Raw genomic sequence first — 17,573 nt, forward strand, 5'->3', positions numbered from 1 at the left:
CTATCCCCTTACCTGGAGCCTTTCTTCTTGGGTGCCGGCTGCTGCTGCTGAGACTGCTTCTGCCTGGCCCGAACTTCCTCGATACCACCGAGGATTTCACCCTTGAAGATCCATACCTTGACGCCGATGACACCGTAAGTGGTGTGCGCCTCATGAACCGAGAAATCGATATCGGCACGCAGGGTATGAAGGGGAACACGACCTTCACGATACCACTCGGTCCGTGCAATTTCGGCACCACCGAGACGGCCGGAAAGCTGAATCCGGATACCCTTGGCACCGAGACGCATGGCGTTCTGCACTGCACGCTTCATGGCACGGCGGAACATCACACGGCGCTCGAGCTGACCGGCAACATTCTGCGCTACCAGAGAGGCGTCAAGCTCAGGCTTGCGCACTTCTTCGATATTGACGTGCACCGGCACGCCCATCATCTGCGTCAGATCGCGACGCAGACGATCCACATCCTCGCCCTTCTTGCCGATCACGATCCCCGGACGGGCCGTATGGATAGTGATTCGAGCATTATTGGCAGGACGTTCGATCTGAATGCGGCTGACGGAAGCGTTTTTCAGGCGCTCCGACAGGAAACGACGTACTTCCAGATCGTTGTTCAGCTTGTCGGCATAGGCACCGCCTTCGGCATACCACACGGAAGTGTGGTCCTTGACGATACCGAGACGAATCCCGACTGGATTGACTTTCTGACCCATCTGGTCGACTCCTACTTCTCGGCTACCTTGACGGTGATATGGCAGGTGCGCTTCATGATGCGATCAGCTCGGCCCTTGGCGCGCGGCTGGATACGCTTGAGCGTCGTGCCCTCATCGACACAGATGGTCGAGACGCGGAGCTCGTCGATGTCCATGCCGTTGTTTTCTTCCGCGTTTGCGATCGCCGACTTCAACACCTGGCGCACCACATGGGCCGCCTTCTTGGGGCTGAAGCTCAGCACATCAAGCGCCTCGGCTACCGACTTGCCCCGCACCTGATCGGCCACGAGACGAGCCTTCTGGGCGGACAGCCGAGCGCCGCGCAATTTTGCAGCTACTTCTTCCATTGCAGTCCTCTCCCTTACCGCCGGGCTTTCTTGTCAGCCGCATGACCGCGGTAGGTGCGGGTGGCAGCGAATTCGCCAAGCTTGTGACCGACCATCTCTTCAGAGACATGGACCGGCACATGCTGACGACCGTTGTGGACGGCGATGGTGAGCCCGACCATATTGGGCAGGATCATCGAACGACGCGACCAGGTCTTGATCGGTTTACGGTCGTTCTTTTCCGCAGCCGTCTCGACCTTCTTCAACAGGTGAAGGTCAATAAAAGGACCTTTCTTGAGTGAACGTGGCACAGCCGTTACCCCTTAAAACTGGTGTTTGCCTGGTGGCACCGATTACCTGGACTTGTTGCGACGACGCACGATCAGCTTGTCGGTACGCTTGTTCTTGCGCGTCTTGTGGCCCTTGGTCGGAATGCCCCACGGACTGACCGGGTGACGACCGCCACTGGTCCGGCCCTCACCACCACCATGCGGGTGGTCAACCGGGTTCATGGCCACACCGCGCACGGTCGGGCGTACGCCTTTCCAGCGCTTGGCACCGGCCTTGCCGAGCTGCGCAAGGCTGTGCTCGGAATTGCCGACTTCGCCCAGGGTTGCACGGCATTCGGAGAGAATACGACGCATCTCGCCGCTACGCAGACGCACGGTCGCGTAATTCCCTTCACGAGCCACCAATTGAGCACTGGCACCTGCACTGCGCACCAGCTGGCCACCCTTGCCGGGCTTGAGCTCGATGCAGTGAATGGTGGAACCCAGCGGAATATTACGCAGCGGAAGAGCATTACCGCGGCGAATCGGCGCATTGACACCCGATTCCAGCCGGTCGCCTGCTTTCACATCACGTGGTGCGAGAATGTAACGACGCTCACCGTCCACATACTTCAGCAGGGCAATGTGCGCACTACGGTTCGGGTCATATTCCACGCGCTCAACAATGGCCGGAACGCCATCCTTGTTACGCTTGAAATCGACCAGACGATAGTGCTGACGATTGCCACCACCGATATGACGAGTGGTAATGCGCCCATGGTTATTACGACCGCCGCTGCGCGACTGGACTTCAACCAGCGGGGCATGCGGACGACCCTTGTAAAGGTCCGCATTAACGATCTTGACCTTGTGGCGACGACCGGCGGACGTGGGTTTGGTTTTGACTACTGCCATGATCCGTTCTCCTGCCTCACTCGGTGCCGGTGAAGTCTTCGAGGGTCTCACCCGGTGCCAGGGTCACATAAGCCTTGCGATAGCCACTGCGCAGGCCTTCGCCGCGCACGCTGCGCTTGGTCTTGCCCTTCATGTTGAGCACCTGCACCTGCTCGACCTTCTTGTCGAACAGTGCCTCGACGGCCTTTTTGATTTCCGGTTTGGTCGCATCACGCGCCACCTTGAACACATACTGATTGTTCTCGGCGGCCATGGCGGCCTTCTCGGTCATGTGCGGCCCGAGCAGCACCTTGAATACGCGTTCCTGGTTCATCCCAGCTTCTCCTCGAACTTGCGCAGCGCAGGTACGGTCATCAGCACCTTGTCAAAGGCGACCAGACTGACAGGGTCGGCACTGGAAGCCTCGACCACGGCCACGTTGGGAATGTTGCGCGCCGCCAGGTAGAGGTTATCGTCGACCTCATCGGTCACGATCAGCACCCGATCCAGCCCCAGCTCGGTCAGCTTGCCAACCAGCTGCCGGGTCTTCGGAGAGTCCACACCAAAGCTGTCCACGGCGACCAGGCGATCCTGACGCACGAGCTCGGAGAGAATGGAACGCATCGCAGCGCGATACATCTTGCGGTTGACCTTTTGCGAGTGGTCCTGAGGACGCGCTGCAAAGGTCACGCCACCGGTACGCCAGATCGGCGAACGGATAGAGCCGGCTCGAGCACGACCGGTACCCTTCTGACGCCACGGCTTCTTGCCGCCACCGCTGACTTCACTGCGGTTCTTCTGCGCCCGGGTACCCTGACGAGCACCAGCCATATAGGCGGTCACGACCTGATGCACGAGAGACTCGTTGAACTCCCGCCCAAATGTCGCATCGGACAGCTCGACGGCACCGGCATCTGCGCCTGAAAGATTGAAATTCATCGTTTTACCCCTCAGCGAGCTTTCACGGCACTGCGAACGATCACTTCGCTACCGGTATGACCGGGCACCGAGCCCTTGACCAGTAGCAGATTGCGTTCGGCATCAACACGCACGACTTCCAGCCCCTGAACGGTGACGCGCTCATTACCGAGCTGGCCGGCCATTTTCTTGCCCTTGAAAACACGACCGGGGGTCTGGCACTGACCAATCGAGCCGGGAGCGCGATGCGACAGGGAGTTGCCGTGAGTATTGTCCTGGGTGCGGAAGTTCCAGCGCTTGACGGCGCCCTGATAACCCTTGCCCTTGGACTTGCCGATAACGTCAATGCGCTGACCGGCTTCGAAGAGGGATACATTGAATTCGCTACCGACCGAGGGATCCTCGTCGGCGTCGGCAAGACGGAATTCCGTCATTGACCGACCGGCTTCGACACCTGCCTGTGCAAACTGGCCGGCGACGGCGCGGGTGAGATGCTTGGACTTGCGGGAACCGGTTGTTACCTGCACCGCGCGATAACCGTCACGCTCCAGCGTTCTGACAGCGGTAACGCGGTTAGGCTCAACCTCAATAACGGTTACGGGCACGGAGGCCCCGGCTTCGGTGAAGATACGGGTCATACCGCTCTTCCTGCCGACCAAACCGATGGACATGTTAAGTCTCCTTTAGTGTACGGGGCTATCACCCGCTATGGCTGCCCTTTCCAGAGCATTCCACTAGCACATTGTGTGACGCCGTCCCGGCGTGGCGACCGGCCCCGTCTGGCCTGCCGCAAAGTGACTAGTGTGGTTTCAATCAACCTTGATCTGGACGTCGACACCGGCGGCCAGATCGAGCTTCATCAACGCATCGACCGTTTTTTCGGTCGGCTCAACGATATCCAGCACACGCTTGTGTGTCCGGATCTCATACTGATCGCGCGCATCCTTGTTAACGTGCGGCGAAATCAGGATGGTATAACGCTCCCGATTGGTCGGCAGCGGAATCGGACCACGCACCTGTGCACCGGTCCGCTTCGCGGTATCCACGATTTCCTGTGCGGACTGATCGATCAGGCGATGGTCGAATGCCTTCAACCGGATGCGGATTTTCTGGTTCTGCATTGCCCATAGCTCCAACGGATTCGGACTACCTCGGCGCCGATGGGCGCAGTGACCGCCTACGCACGCCAGAAAGGACGCGCATTATAAGCAGTCCACAGCGAGGTGTCAAACTGGCACAAGACAGGGGGCCCCCTTCCGGAGACCCCCTGAGATATCGAACGACTCGATGCTTACTGGATGATCTTGGCGACCACGCCAGCGCCGACGGTACGGCCGCCTTCGCGAATGGCGAAGCGCAGACCGTCTTCCATGGCGATCGGAGCAATCAGGGTTACGGTCAGCTTGACGTTATCGCCAGGCATAACCATTTCCACACCTTCCGGCAGCTCACAGGTACCGGTCACGTCAGTGGTCCGGAAGTAGAACTGCGGACGATAGCCCTTGAAGAAGGGCGTATGACGACCGCCTTCGTCCTTGGACAGAATATAGACTTCCGACTCGAACACGGTATGCGGAGTGATGGAGCCCGGCTGCGCCAGAACCTGACCACGCTCGACATCGTCGCGCTTGGTACCACGCAGCAGCGCACCGATGTTCTCGCCTGCACGACCTTCGTCGAGCAGCTTGCGGAACATCTCGACACCGGTGACGGTAGTCTTGACGGTGTCATGCAGACCGACGATTTCGACTTCAGAGCCGGACTTGATGATACCGCGCTCGACACGGCCAGTCACAACGGTACCACGACCGGAGATCGAGAAGACGTCCTCGATCGGCATCAGGAACGGCTGATCGATGGCACGCTCCGGCTCGGGAATGTACTCGTCCATGGCACGAACCAGGTTGGCCACGGCAGTGGTACCCATGCCGTTGTCGTCCTTGCCTTCCAGAGCCATCAGCGCGGAACCGACGATGATCGGGGTGTCGTCGCCCGGGAAGTCGTATTCGCTGAGCAGCTCACGCACTTCCATCTCGACCAGCTCAAGCAGCTCTTCGTCGTCGACCATGTCGGCCTTGTTCAGGAACACGACGATGAACGGAACGCCGACCTGACGCGACAGCAGGATGTGCTCGCGAGTCTGCGGCATCGGGCCATCAGCGGCCGAGCAGACCAGAATGGCACCATCCATCTGTGCCGCACCGGTGATCATGTTCTTGACATAGTCAGCGTGGCCGGGGCAGTCGACGTGCGCGTAGTGGCGAACCTCGGACTGGTACTCGACGTGGGCGGTCGCGATGGTGATACCGCGCTCACGCTCTTCCGGTGCATTGTCGATGGTGTCGAACTGGCGCCACTCGCCACCGAAGACCTCGGCGGACACGCGGGTCAGAGCCGCCGTCAGGGTCGTCTTGCCGTGGTCGACGTGACCGATGGTGCCGACGTTGACGTGCGTCTTGGAACGTTCAAATTTTTCCTTGGCCACTGCTATAACCTCTTCACTTGACTATCGGTGATCAGTTTTGGTTGATGACGGCTTCGACGATGCTGGACGGTGCCTCATCGTACTTCGCAAACTCCATGGAGTAGCTTGCGCGGCCCTGGGTCTGAGAACGCAGATCGGTCGCGTAACCGAACATCTCACCCAGCGGCACCATGGCGCGAATGATCTTCCCGGAAGAAGTATCATCCATGCCCTGCACAAGACCACGCCGACGGTTGAGGTCACCCATGACGTCGCCCATGAACTCCTCGGGCGTCACCACTTCCACGCTCATCATCGGCTCGAGCAGCACGGCTCCGGCCTTGCGTGCGCCTTCCTTGATTGCCATCGATGAGGCAACCTTGAAGGCATTCTCGTTGGAGTCGACGTCGTGATAGGAACCGTCGAACAGCGTGACCTTGACGTCAATCATCGGATAACCGGCGATGACACCGTTCTGCAGCTGCTCAAAGGCACCCTTTTCGACGGCTGGCACATACTCCTTGGGTACCACGCCGCCCACGATTTCAGAGGCAAAGGTGAACGTCTTTTCAGGATCGTCCCCTCGGTCCTCTTCCGTCATCGGCTCGATACGCAGGAAGACGTGACCGAACTGGCCGCGACCGCCCGACTGACGGACGAACTTGCCTTCCTGTTCAACCGAATGACGGATGGTTTCGCGATAGGCCACCTGCGGCTTGCCGATATTGGCATCCACCTTGAACTCGCGACGCAGTCGGTCGACGATGATATCAAGGTGCAGCTCGCCCATGCCGGAGATGATGGTCTGTCCGGTTTCCTCGTCGGTCTTGACGCGGAAGGACGGATCTTCCTGGGCCAGCTTGCCCAGTGCCGTACCCATCTTCTCCTGATCGGCGCGCGACTTGGGTTCCACGGAGACCGAAATCACCGGCTCCGGAAACTCCATGCGCTCAAGCACGATCTTGGCATTCGGATCGCACAGCGTATCACCGGTAGCAACATCCTTCAGACCGACACAGGCTGCGATATCACCCGCATAAACCTGCTTGATCTCCTGACGACTATTGGAGTGCATCTGCACGATACGGCCGACACGCTCTTTCTGATCCTTGACCGTGTTGTACACCTGGTCGCCGGAATTCAGCACCCCGGAGTAGACACGAATGAAGGTCAGGGTACCGACATAGGGATCGGTCGCGATCTTGAAAGCCAGGGACGAGAACGGCGCATTGTCGTCCGCTTCACGGGTTTCAATGGTCCCTTCGGCATCATCGAGCTCACCCTCGATCGCCTTGACTTCGGTCGGCGACGGCAGGTATTCGATGACAGCGTCAAGCATTGCCTGCACGCCCTTGTTCTTGAAGGCGCTACCGCAGGTCACCAGCACGACTTCGTTGTCGAGAGTACGACGACGCAGGCCGGCCTTGATCTCCTCGATGGAGAGGTCGCCTTCCTCGAGGTATTTCTCCATCAACTCTTCGGAGGCCTCGGCGGCGGACTCAAGCATGAACTCGCGCCATTCCTGGGCGGTTTCCTGCAGCTCTGCCGGAATGTCGACCAGATCATAGGTCATGCCCATGTCGGACTCATTCCAGAGAATGCCCTTCATCTGCAGCAGATCGATAACGCCCTTGAACTCGTCCTCGGCACCCCAGTTGATCTGGATCGGGACGGGGTTGGCCGCCAGACGCTTGCGCATCTGATCGATCACCATGAAATAGTCAGCGCCAGCACGGTCCATCTTGTTGACGAACACCATGCGCGGCACTTCATAGCGATTGGCCTGACGCCAGACGGTTTCGGTCTGCGGCTGGACACCCGAGCTGGCGCAGAGCACCACGATCGCGCCATCAAGCACACGCAGCGAACGTTCCACTTCGATGGTGAAGTCGACGTGCCCGGGAGTATCGATGATGTTGATGCGATGCTCATCGAACTGCTGGTTCATGCCGCGCCAGAAACAGGTTGTCGCAGCGGAGGTGATCGTAATCCCCCGCTCCTGCTCCTGTTCCATCCAGTCCATGACAGCCGCACCTTCGTGCACCTCACCGATCTTGTGAGAAAGACCGGTGTAAAAGAGCACGCGTTCGGTCGTCGTCGTCTTGCCGGCGTCGACGTGAGCGCAGATACCGATATTGCGGTAGCGCTTTAGAGGAGTCTTGCGTGCCACGATACGTATCCTGTTGGTTGAAAACGCCTTGCGGCGTCTCGCTTAGAAGCGGTAGTGAGAGAAGGCCTTGTTGGCTTCTGCCATGCGATGGACGTCTTCACGCTTCTTCACGGCAGCACCCTTGCCATCCGCTGCATCCAGGATTTCCCCGGCCAGGCGCTGCACCATGGTCTTCTCGCCACGATTGCGGGCGGCGTCGACCATCCAGCGCATCGCCAACGCCTGACGACGAGAGGGACGCACTTCGACAGGTACCTGATAGGTAGCCCCGCCAACACGACGTGATTTGACTTCGACCATCGGCTGGATGGCTTCCAGCGCCTTGTCAAAAAGGTCCAGCGGCTCTTCATTGGAGCGATCCGAGACGCGATCGAGCGCATTATAGACGATACGCTCGGCCACGGATTTCTTGCCGCTGACCATCAGATGGTTCATGAACTTGGCCAGACGCTCGCTGCCGAACTTGGGATCCGGCAGGATTTCGCGTTTCGCCGCAATACGCCTTCTAGGCATGATAAGCCCTCTCGGGAAGGGTCCTTCAGGTAAACCCGGGATTCAAACGCCCCGACAGGGCGCAACCCGACCTTACTCTTATCAGACCGTGGATTAATGAGGCCGAAGACTTCAGGACTTCGGTTTCTTGGTACCGTACTTCGAACGCGCCTGGCGACGGTTCTGAACGCCGGAAGTATCCAGTGCACCACGCACGGTGTGATAACGCACACCCGGCAGGTCCTTGACACGACCACCGCGGATCAGGACCACGGAGTGCTCCTGCAGATTGTGGCCTTCACCGCCGATATACGAGGAAACCTCGTAACCATTGGTCAGGCGAACACGACAAACCTTACGCAGTGCCGAGTTCGGCTTCTTCGGAGTCGTGGTATAGACACGGGTACAAACACCGCGTCGTTGTGGGCATGCCTCGAGCGCAGGTACGTCGCTCTTCGGATGCCGGCGCTTGCGCGGCTTGCGCACCAGCTGGTTGATAGTTGCCATAAACGGGCTCGCTCCAATGATGATTGACTTCAACAGCAGGCGAAGGCGCACCACCCCCTACTGTTAAAGGCTGCGAATTCTAAGGTGTTCGCGTTCTTCCCGTCAAGCCTGGGCCCCGCGGCTGCCGCGGGGCCCAGGTCAGGACCAGGCTGAAGAAACGTTACTGGTCGTCGTCGGCATCCAGTGCAGTCAGGTGCTCACCCAACTGCTGCTCGACATCCCAGGCCGACGGATGCTGCGTACGGTCGGCTTCCTCACGCTTGCGTCTACGTTCGGCGTGGTGTGCAAGCCCGGTGCCTGCCGGAATCAAACGACCCACCACAACGTTCTCCTTGAGACCACGGAGATAATCGCGCTTGCCGGTTACGGCCGCTTCAGTCAGCACACGTGTAGTCTCCTGGAAGGAGGCCGCCGAGATGAACGACTCGGTCGCCAGCGAAGCCTTGGTAATACCCAGCAGTACCCGTTCGAAACGTGCGGGGAACTTGTCCTGCTCGGCCAGACTTGCATTTTCCTCCAGCACGCGTACCAGCTCGACCTGTTCGCCGGGGATGAACGAACTGTCACCCACTTCGCTGATCTCAACCTTGCGCAGCATCTGACGCACGATGACCTCGATGTGCTTGTCATTGATGCCGACACCCTGCAGGCGATAGACGTCCTGGATTTCAGCGACGATGTATTTCGCCAACTCGGAGACGCCCAGCAGCCGCAGAATATCATGCGGGTTGCTCGGGCCTTCCGAAATTACTTCGCCACGCTCAACCGTTTCACCTTCGAACACCCCGATCTGACGCCATTTCGGAATCAGCATTTCGATCGGATCGCCGTCGGCCGGGTTGATCGTCAGACGCCGCTTGCCCTTGGTTTCCTTGCCAAAGGTCACGGTACCGCTCTTCTCGGCGAGAATGGCCGGTTCCTTGGGCTTGCGCGCTTCGAACAGATCAGCCACACGCGGCAGACCACCGGTAATGTCCTTGTTGCCGGACGCCTCTACCGGGATACGTGCCACGACTTCACCGATACCCACAGCAGCGCCATTATCAACCGAGACGATGGCGTTGCCCGGCAGCATGTACTGCACCGGCGTATTCGAACCCGGCAGTGAGATGTGCTCACCCTGCTCGTCCTGCAGCATGATCATCGGGCGCTTGTCGCGACCGGAGCTGGGACGGTTACCGGACTCGATCACCTCGATGGAGGAAAGACCGGTCATTTCATCAACGGTACGGTTGATGGTGACCCCTTCTTCCATGTCAGTGAACTGCACCCGACCCTCAACTTCCGAAACGATCGGATGGGTGTGCGGATCCCAGCGCGCCACGATCTGGCCGGAGTCGACCTCGTCGCCATCCTTGACCGACAACTCGGCACCGTACGGCAGCTTGTAGTACTCCCGTTCACGCCCATGCTCATCGGCAACCGCCAACGCACTGGAGCGTGATACCACAACCAGCTGGCCATCGGCGCGCTCAACATTCTTCATGTTGTGCAGCCGGACACGGCCACCGTGCTTGACCTGTACACTGTCGACTGCCGAAGCCCGCGAGGCAGCACCACCAATGTGGAAGGTCCTCATGGTGAGCTGGGTACCCGGCTCACCAATCGATTGGGCAGCGATAACGCCCACCGACTCACCGACATTGACCTGATGACCACGAGCCAGGTCGCGACCATAGCAGCATGAACAGACGCCGTGGGCCGTCTCACAGGTGATGGTGCTGCGCACCACGATCTCGTCGACACCCATGGTGTCGAGACGGGCACACCAGGCTTCGTCAAGCAGGGTGTTACGCGCAATCAGCACTTCCTGACTCTCGGGATCGACCACATCACGAGCCACCACACGTCCCAGCACCCGCTCGGCCAGCGAGACGATAATATCGCCCCCTTCGATGACCGGATGCAGGGTCAGCCCTTCCTCGGTGCCACAATCATGCTCGGTCACCACCAGATCCTGGGCCACATCGACCAGTCGACGCGTCAGGTAACCGGAGTTGGCCGTCTTCAAGGCCGTATCCGCCAGGCCCTTACGCGCGCCGTGGGTCGAAATGAAGTACTGCAGAACGTTCAGGCCTTCACGGAAGTTGGCGGTAATCGGCGTCTCGATGATCGAGCCATCCGGTTTCGCCATCAGACCGCGCATACCCGCCAGCTGACGAATCTGCGCCGCGCTACCACGCGCGCCGGAGTCCGCCATGATGAAGACGCTGTTGAACGACTCCTGCTCGACTTCGTTACCTTCCTGGTCGGTCACGGTCTGCTGGGAAATACCGGTCATCATTTCACGGGCCACACGGTCGTTGGCCTTGGCCCAGATATCGATCACCTTATTGTACTTCTCGCCGGCCGTCACCAGACCCGAGGAGAACTGGTCCTCGATCTCCTTCACCTCTTCCTCGGCGGCATCGATGATGGCGGTCTTCGACTCCGGGATAACGAAGTCATTAACGCCGATCGAAGCACCCGACCAGGTGGCCAGACGGAAGCCGGTATACATCAACTGGTCGGCAAAGATGACGGTATCCTTGAGCCCCACATGCCGATAGGCCGAATTGATCAGCTGAGAGATGGCCTTCTTCTTCATCGGCCGATCAACCAGCTCGAACGCCATACCCCTTGGCACGATGCGATAGAGCAGTGCACGTCCGACCGTCGTATCCTTGAGCGCAATCTGTTCGGTCAGAGTGTCCTGTACCTCATCATGCAGCCACTCGGTCAGACGCACCCGAATGCGGGCGTGCAGCTCGACACTCTGAGTGCCATAGGCACGCTCAACCTCTTCGAGATCGGAGAAGGTCATGCCTTCACCCTTCGCACCTACACGCTCACGGGTCATGTAATACAGACCCAGCACCACATCCTGCGAGGGTACGATGATCGGCTCGCCATTGGCGGGCGACAGTACGTTGTTGGTCGACATCATCATCGCCCGCGACTCAAGCTGGGACTCCAGCGTCAGCGGGACGTGGACGGCCATCTGGTCACCATCGAAGTCGGCGTTGTAGGCCGCACAGACCAGCGGATGAAGCTGGATGGCCTTGCCTTCGATCAGCAGCGGCTCGAATGCCTGAATACCCAGACGGTGCAGCGTCGGCGCGCGGTTGAGCAGCACCGGATGCTCACGAATCACCTCGGCGAGGATATCCCAGACCTCGGGGACCTCACGCTCGACCATCTTCTTGGCCGCCTTGATGGTGGACGCCTGGCCATTGGCCTGCAGCTTCGAATAGATGAACGGCTTGAACAGCTCCAGCGCCATCTTCTTGGGCAGACCACACTGGTGCAAACGCAGTGTCGGGCCCACGGTGATAACCGAACGACCGGAATAGTCGACACGCTTGCCCAGCAGGTTCTGACGGAAGCGCCCCTGCTTGCCCTTGATCATGTCGGCCAGCGATTTCAGCGGTCGCTTGTTGGATCCGGTAATCGCGCGGCCGCGACGGCCGTTATCGAGCAGCGCATCCACCGACTCCTGCAGCATGCGCTTCTCATTGCGCACGATAATGTCAGGCGCCGATAGATCGAGCAGCCGCTTGAGGCGGTTGTTGCGGTTGATCACGCGACGATAGAGATCGTTGAGATCGGACGTCGCAAAGCGACCACCATCCAGTGGCACCAGCGGGCGCAGATCCGGCGGCAGCACCGGCAACACTTCCATGATCATCCAGCCCGGATGATTACCCGAGCGGTTGAAGGCTTCCAGCAGCTTGAGCCGCTTGGAGAGTTTCTTGACCTTGGTGTCAGAGTTGGTCTGCGGGATTTCCTCGCGCAGTCTTTCGACTTCTTCGCCCAGATCGATATCGGCCAGCAGTGCCTGGACGGCTTCGGCACCCATGCGGGCATCGAAATCGTCACCAAACTCTTCCAGCGCTTCGAAGTACTGTTCGTCATTGAGCAGTTGCCCACGCTCCAGCGTGGTCATGCCCGGATCGATCACGACGAAGCTCTCGAAATAGAGCACCCGCTCGATATCGCGCAGGGTCATGTCCAGCAGCATGCCGATACGCGACGGCAGCGACTTCAAAAACCAGATGTGCGCGACCGGACTGGCCAGCTCGATATGGCCCATGCGCTCGCGACGCACCGCGGCCTTGGTAACCTCAACGCCGCACTTCTCGCAGATGATGCCGCGATGCTTCATGCGCTTGTACTTGCCGCAGAGGCACTCGTAGTCCTTTACCGGACCGAAGATCTTGGCGCAGAACAGCCCGTCGCGCTCCGGCTTGAAGGTCCGATAATTGATGGTCTCGGGCTTCTTGACCTCGCCATAGGACCACGAGCGAATCATGTCCGGCGAGGCGAGCGAAATCCTGATCGCATCGAACTCATCGGACTGGGCCTGAGATTTGAGAACTTTGACCAAATCTTTCATGAAATCGGCTCCGTTGCGGAGTTGTCATGAGCGGGCCCACCCAGGCGGGCCCGCGGACTGTCTGAAGCTTGCGGCTGTGCTCAGCTTTCCAGCTCGATATCAATACCCAGCGAGCGGATTTCCTTCACCAGTACGTTGAAGGACTCCGGCATGCCGGCCTGCATGCTGTGATCACCGTCGACGATGTTCTTGTACATGCGGGTACGACCCTCGACATCGTCGGACTTGACGGTGAGCATCTCCTGCAGGGTGTAGGCGGCACCGTAAGCTTCCAGTGCCCAGACCTCCATCTCGCCGAAGCGCTGACCACCGAACTGCGCCTTGCCTCCCAGCGGCTGCTGGGTCACCAGCGAATACGAGCCGGTCGAGCGGGCATGCATCTTGTCATCCACCAGGTGGTTGAGCTTGAGCATGTACATGTAGCCCACCGTGACCGGACGATCGAACTTTTCACCGGTCCGACCATCGTAGAGATCCATCTGACCCGATTCGGGCAGGTCGGCCAGTTTCAGCAGACCCTTGATCTCATGCTCCTTGGTACCGTCAAACACCGGTGATGCCATCGGGACCCCGGCCGAAAGGTTCTTCGCCAGCGCGATCACCTCATCGTCGGAGAGCGACCCGATATCCTCACGTCGACCGCCACTGCTGTTGTAGACCTTGTCGAGGAACTCGCGGATCTCACCGATCTGCTGCTCCCGCGCCTGATTGACCAGACGATCCAGCTTGCGTCCCAGCCCCCAGGCCGCAAGGCCCAGGTGGGTTTCGAGGATCTGGCCAACGTTCATGCGCGACGGCACCCCCAGCGGATTGAGCACCAGATCAACCGGCATGCCCTCGTTGTCGAACGGCATGTCTTCCACCGGCATGATCGCCGAGATCACACCCTTGTTACCGTGGCGACCGGCCATCTTGTCACCCGGCTGAATGCGACGCTTCACCGCCAGGTACACCTTGACGATCTTGAGTACACCCGGCGCCAGGTCATCGCCCTGAGTGAGCTTGCGCTTCTTGTCCTCGAAACGCTCATCCATCTCCTTGCGGCGAATCTCGAGCTGCTCATCTGCCTGGGCGAGCAGCTCATTGAGCGACTCGTCCTGCATGCGCAGCTTGAACCACTGCGGCCGCGGCAGTTCCTCGAGGTAGGCATCGTCGATGACGTCGCCCTTCTTCAGCTGCGGTCCACCGTTGACGGCCTGACCGGACAGGGTCCGCTTGAGGCGCTCGTAAGTGGCGTCCTCGGCGATGCGATAGGTCTCTTGGAGATCCTTGCGCACTTCGTCGAGCTGTTCCTGCTCGATGGAGAGGGCCCGCTGGTCCTTCTCCACGCCATCACGGGTGAAGACCTGGACGTCAATGACGGTGCCCTTCATACCGGTTGACGCGCGCAGCGAGGTATCCTTCACATCGCTGGCCTTCTCGCCAAAGATCGCTCGCAGCAGCTTCTCTTCCGGGGTCAGCTGCGTCTCGCCCTTGGGCGTTACCTTGCCGACCAGGATATCGCCCGGATTGATCTCGGCACCGATATATACGATACCCGACTCATCCAGCTTGCCGAGCGCCGCTTCACCCACGTTGGGAATATCGGAACTGATTTCTTCCGGTCCCAGTTTGGTGTCGCGCGAGACACAGGTCAGCTCCTGGATATGAATCGTGGTGAAACGATCCTCCTCGACCACACGCTCCGAGATCAGCATCGAATCCTCGAAGTTGTAGCCATTCCAGGGCATGAAGGCGATACGAATGTTCTGGCCCAGTGCCAGATCGCCGGTATCAACCGAAGGGCCATCCGCCAGGATATCACCCACCGCGACATTATCGCCGGGGCGAACGATCGGGCGCTGATTCTGACAGGTGTTCTGGTTGGAGCGCACGTACTTGGTCAGATTGTAGATATCGACCCCGGCCTCGCCGCCGCTGATCTCATCTTCATTGACCCGAATCACGATACGCTTGGCATCCACCGAATCGACCATACCACCACGACGCGCTACTGCGCAGACGCCGGAGTCACGAGCGACAAAGCGCTCCATGCCGGTGCCCACCAGCGGCTTGTCGGCTCGCAGGGTCGGTACCGCCTGGCGCTGCATGTTCGATCCCATCAGCGCGCGGTTGGCATCATCATGCTCGAGGAATGGAATGAGGGCCGCTGCCACCGATACAATCTGACGCGGCGACACATCCATCAGCGTCACCTTGTCAGGTGTCATGAAGGTGGTTTCACCCTTGTGACGCACCTGCACCAGATCATCGATCAGCCGACCGGATTCATCAACCGTCGCAGACGCCTGGGCGATGACAAAGTCGCCCTCTTCAATGGCCGACAGATGCACCACATCATCGGTGACCTGACGATCTTCCACCTTGCGATACGGAGTCTCGAGGAAACCATAGCTGTTGGTATGGCTATAGGTCGCCAGCGAGTTGATCAGACCGATGTTCGGCCCTTCCGGCGTTTCGATCGGGCAGAGACGACCATAGTGTGTGGCATGTACGTCACGCACTTCGAAACCGGCACGCTCACGGGTCAACCCGCCCGGCCCCAGAGCGGACACACGACGCTTGTGAGTCACCTCGGAGAGGGGGTTGTTCTGGTCCATGAACTGAGACAGCTGGCTGGATCCGAAAAATTCCTTGATCGCGGCAGCTACCGGCTTGGCGTTGATCAGATCCTGCGGCATCAGGCCTTCACTTTCAGCCATCGACAGGCGCTCCTTGACCGCCCGCTCGACACGCACCAGTCCCACGCGGAACTGATTTTCAGCCATTTCGCCGACACTACGGATACGGCGGTTGCCGAGATGGTCGATATCATCGACATCACCGAATCCGTTACGAATGTTGATCAGCTCCTTCAGCACATCAATGATGTCCTGATGCTCGAGCACACCGGGGCCCTTGTCACTGTCGCGACGCAGACGCCGGTTGAACTTCATCCGCCCGACGCCCGAGAGATCGTAGCGATCCTCGGTGAAGAACAGATTGTTGAACAACGACTCGGCCGCTTCCTTGGTCGGCGGCTCACCCGGACGCATCATGCGATAGATCTCGACCAGCGCTTCGAGTTGCGAGCCGGTGGTATCCATACGCAATGTGTCGGACATGAAGGAGCCCGTATCGAGATCGTTGGTATACAACGTCTCGAGGGTCTTGATGCCCGCCTGACCCAGTTTTTCCAGCAGCTCGGCATTAAGCTCGGTATTGCACGCACAGATCAGCTCACCGGTATTGGGATCGACCTGATCCTTCGCCAGTGTCTTGCCGAACATGTACTCCATTGGCACATTGAGCCGATCGATGCCCGATTTTTCGAGCTGTCGGATGTGCTTCTGAGTAATACGCCGTCCCGCCTCGACGATGACGCTGCCATCATTGTCGAGAATATCGAAGGAAGCCGTATCACCACGCAGCCGCGACGGCACCAGCTCTACCGTGAAGCCATCACGCTCCATGTGATAGATATCGGTGTCGAAGAACTGACCCAGAATCTCTTCGCCGCTGTACCCCAGAGCACGCAACAGCACAGTAGCCGGCAGCTTGCGGCGACGATCGATACGCACGAAGACGTTGTCACGCGCATCAAACTCGAAATCGAGCCAGGAACCGCGATAGGGGATCACTCGAGCCGAATACAGCAATTTGCCGGAGGTATGGCTCTTGCCCTTGTCGTGATCGAAAAAGACACCCGGGCTGCGGTGGAGCTGGGAAACAATGACGCGCTCGGTGCCGTTGACCACGAAAGTGCCGTTTTCTGTCATCAGGGGGATTTCCCCCATGTAGACTTCCTGCTCCTTGATATCCTTGACCGCCTTGTTCGAAGACTCCTTGTCAAAGATGATCAGACGCACCTTGACCCGGAGCGGTGCCGAGTAGGTTACGCCGCGCAGCTGACACTCCTTGACATCAAAGGCCGGGGTACCGAATCGATAGCTCACATACTCCAGCGCGGCATTACCGGAGAAGCTCTCGATCGGAAAGACCGATTTGAAAGCAGCGTGCAAACCGATATCGTGACGGTCCTCGATCGCACGATCCTGTTGCAGGAAGTCGTAATAGGAATCAAGCTGGATGGCCAGCAGGTAAGGCACATCCATCACTTGGGGCAGTTTGCCGAAATCCTTGCGGATGCGTTTTTTCTCAGTGTATGAGTAAGCCATCTGTAATCCCCAGCTTGTTCACCAGTGAGTGACCGGCGTGGTCGGCACGCCTCGAGGATAGGTCCCCGTCAGGCGGCTGACGGCGAGCCCTTCCCTGAAGGCACTCGCCGTCATGATTCCCGGATCGTCCCGAAACACTGTCTGTTGATGCCCATCGGGCGGTCTGGTCTGACTGCGATCCCAATGTGTCGGGATCGATCCGGCAACAGAAAAAGGCCGGCAGCGATCCGCGCAGCGGATCACCACCAGCCGAGACGCTAGCGCAGGATAGACAACCTGCGCACGTGG

Annotated in this window: 14 protein-coding genes; all 14 read right to left on the reverse strand. The window is 59.2% G+C overall.

The annotated features are described in order from the left end of the window. Positions 1–8: 8 nt before the first annotated feature. The 14 genes from rpsC to rpoB all read right to left on the reverse strand — a co-directional run bounded on the left by rpsC (position 9) and on the right by rpoB (position 17,285). Positions 9–713 carry a 30S ribosomal protein S3 gene (gene rpsC / locus FY550_RS13975; RefSeq protein ID WP_070977988.1) on the reverse strand — a complete coding sequence of 235 codons (705 nt, stop codon included), beginning with the start codon at positions 711–713 and terminating at the stop codon, positions 9–11. Between the two features lie 11 nt (positions 714–724). Continuing rightward, positions 725–1,060, reverse strand: a complete 336-nt coding sequence (gene rplV, locus FY550_RS13980) for a 50S ribosomal protein L22 (RefSeq protein ID WP_070977989.1) — start codon at positions 1,058–1,060, stop codon at positions 725–727. Between the two features lie 14 nt (positions 1,061–1,074). Further along, the gene (rpsS, locus tag FY550_RS13985) at positions 1,075–1,350 is read right to left on the reverse strand and encodes a 30S ribosomal protein S19 (RefSeq protein WP_070977990.1); all 276 of its coding nucleotides are present in this window, start codon (positions 1,348–1,350) and stop codon (positions 1,075–1,077) included. A gap of 42 nt (positions 1,351–1,392) precedes the next feature. Further along, positions 1,393–2,223, reverse strand: coding sequence for a 50S ribosomal protein L2 (gene rplB / locus FY550_RS13990; protein ID WP_070977991.1), 831 nt, complete (start codon positions 2,221–2,223; stop codon positions 1,393–1,395). Between the two features lie 16 nt (positions 2,224–2,239). Next, complete coding sequence (rplW, locus tag FY550_RS13995; RefSeq protein ID WP_070977992.1) at positions 2,240–2,536, reverse strand: 50S ribosomal protein L23; 297 nt, start codon at positions 2,534–2,536, stop codon at positions 2,240–2,242. Further along, positions 2,533–3,141 (reverse strand): 50S ribosomal protein L4, encoded by a 609-nt coding sequence (gene rplD / locus FY550_RS14000; RefSeq protein ID WP_070977993.1) that lies wholly within the window; start codon positions 3,139–3,141, stop codon positions 2,533–2,535. The genes rplW and rplD overlap by 4 nt, the downstream gene beginning before the upstream one ends. Positions 3,142–3,152: 11 nt before the next feature. Then, positions 3,153–3,791, reverse strand: coding sequence for a 50S ribosomal protein L3 (rplC, locus tag FY550_RS14005; protein ID WP_070977994.1), 639 nt, complete (start codon positions 3,789–3,791; stop codon positions 3,153–3,155). A 138-nt stretch (positions 3,792–3,929) separates the two neighbouring features. Then, positions 3,930–4,241 carry a 30S ribosomal protein S10 gene (gene rpsJ, locus FY550_RS14010; protein WP_070977995.1) on the reverse strand — a complete coding sequence of 104 codons (312 nt, stop codon included), beginning with the start codon at positions 4,239–4,241 and terminating at the stop codon, positions 3,930–3,932. A 170-nt stretch (positions 4,242–4,411) separates the two neighbouring features. Continuing rightward, positions 4,412–5,605 (reverse strand): elongation factor Tu, encoded by a 1,194-nt coding sequence (gene tuf / locus FY550_RS14015; RefSeq protein ID WP_070977996.1) that lies wholly within the window; start codon positions 5,603–5,605, stop codon positions 4,412–4,414. 31 nt (positions 5,606–5,636) lie between these two features. Further along, positions 5,637–7,754 (reverse strand): elongation factor G, encoded by a 2,118-nt coding sequence (gene fusA / locus FY550_RS14020; RefSeq protein ID WP_149054614.1) that lies wholly within the window; start codon positions 7,752–7,754, stop codon positions 5,637–5,639. A 42-nt stretch (positions 7,755–7,796) separates the two neighbouring features. After that, positions 7,797–8,267, reverse strand: a complete 471-nt coding sequence (rpsG, locus tag FY550_RS14025) for a 30S ribosomal protein S7 (protein ID WP_070977998.1) — start codon at positions 8,265–8,267, stop codon at positions 7,797–7,799. A 111-nt stretch (positions 8,268–8,378) separates the two neighbouring features. After that, positions 8,379–8,753, reverse strand: coding sequence for a 30S ribosomal protein S12 (rpsL, locus tag FY550_RS14030; RefSeq protein WP_070977999.1), 375 nt, complete (start codon positions 8,751–8,753; stop codon positions 8,379–8,381). 160 nt (positions 8,754–8,913) lie between these two features. After that, the gene (gene rpoC / locus FY550_RS14035) at positions 8,914–13,128 is read right to left on the reverse strand and encodes a DNA-directed RNA polymerase subunit beta' (RefSeq protein ID WP_149054615.1); all 4,215 of its coding nucleotides are present in this window, start codon (positions 13,126–13,128) and stop codon (positions 8,914–8,916) included. Between the two features lie 80 nt (positions 13,129–13,208). Further along, complete coding sequence (gene rpoB, locus FY550_RS14040) at positions 13,209–17,285, reverse strand: DNA-directed RNA polymerase subunit beta (RefSeq protein WP_149054616.1); 4,077 nt, start codon at positions 17,283–17,285, stop codon at positions 13,209–13,211. Between the last annotated feature and the right edge of the window lie 288 nt (positions 17,286–17,573).

It is taken from the genome of Kushneria phosphatilytica (genome assembly GCF_008247605.1).
Classification (GTDB): Bacteria; Pseudomonadota; Gammaproteobacteria; order Pseudomonadales; family Halomonadaceae; genus Kushneria; species Kushneria phosphatilytica.

Bases quoted from the DNA above. Each gene is read 5' to 3' on its own strand.
- rpsC (WP_070977988.1), bottom strand. From the start codon at position 713: ATGGGTCAGAAAGTCAATCCAGTCGGGATTCGTCTCGGTATCGTCAAG.
- rplV (WP_070977989.1), bottom strand. From the start codon at position 1,060: ATGGAAGAAGTAGCTGCAAAATTGCGCGGCGCTCGGCTGTCCGCCCAG.
- rpsL (WP_070977999.1), bottom strand. From the start codon at position 8,753: ATGGCAACTATCAACCAGCTGGTGCGCAAGCCGCGCAAGCGCCGGCAT.
- rplD (WP_070977993.1), bottom strand. From the start codon at position 3,141: ATGAATTTCAATCTTTCAGGCGCAGATGCCGGTGCCGTCGAGCTGTCC.
- rpoB (WP_149054616.1), bottom strand. From the start codon at position 17,285: ATGGCTTACTCATACACTGAGAAAAAACGCATCCGCAAGGATTTCGGC.
- rplC (WP_070977994.1), bottom strand. From the start codon at position 3,791: ATGTCCATCGGTTTGGTCGGCAGGAAGAGCGGTATGACCCGTATCTTC.
- rpoC (WP_149054615.1), bottom strand. From the start codon at position 13,128: ATGAAAGATTTGGTCAAAGTTCTCAAATCTCAGGCCCAGTCCGATGAG.
- rpsJ (WP_070977995.1), bottom strand. From the start codon at position 4,241: ATGCAGAACCAGAAAATCCGCATCCGGTTGAAGGCATTCGACCATCGC.
- rplW (WP_070977992.1), bottom strand. From the start codon at position 2,536: ATGAACCAGGAACGCGTATTCAAGGTGCTGCTCGGGCCGCACATGACC.
- rpsG (WP_070977998.1), bottom strand. From the start codon at position 8,267: ATGCCTAGAAGGCGTATTGCGGCGAAACGCGAAATCCTGCCGGATCCC.
- rplB (WP_070977991.1), bottom strand. From the start codon at position 2,223: ATGGCAGTAGTCAAAACCAAACCCACGTCCGCCGGTCGTCGCCACAAG.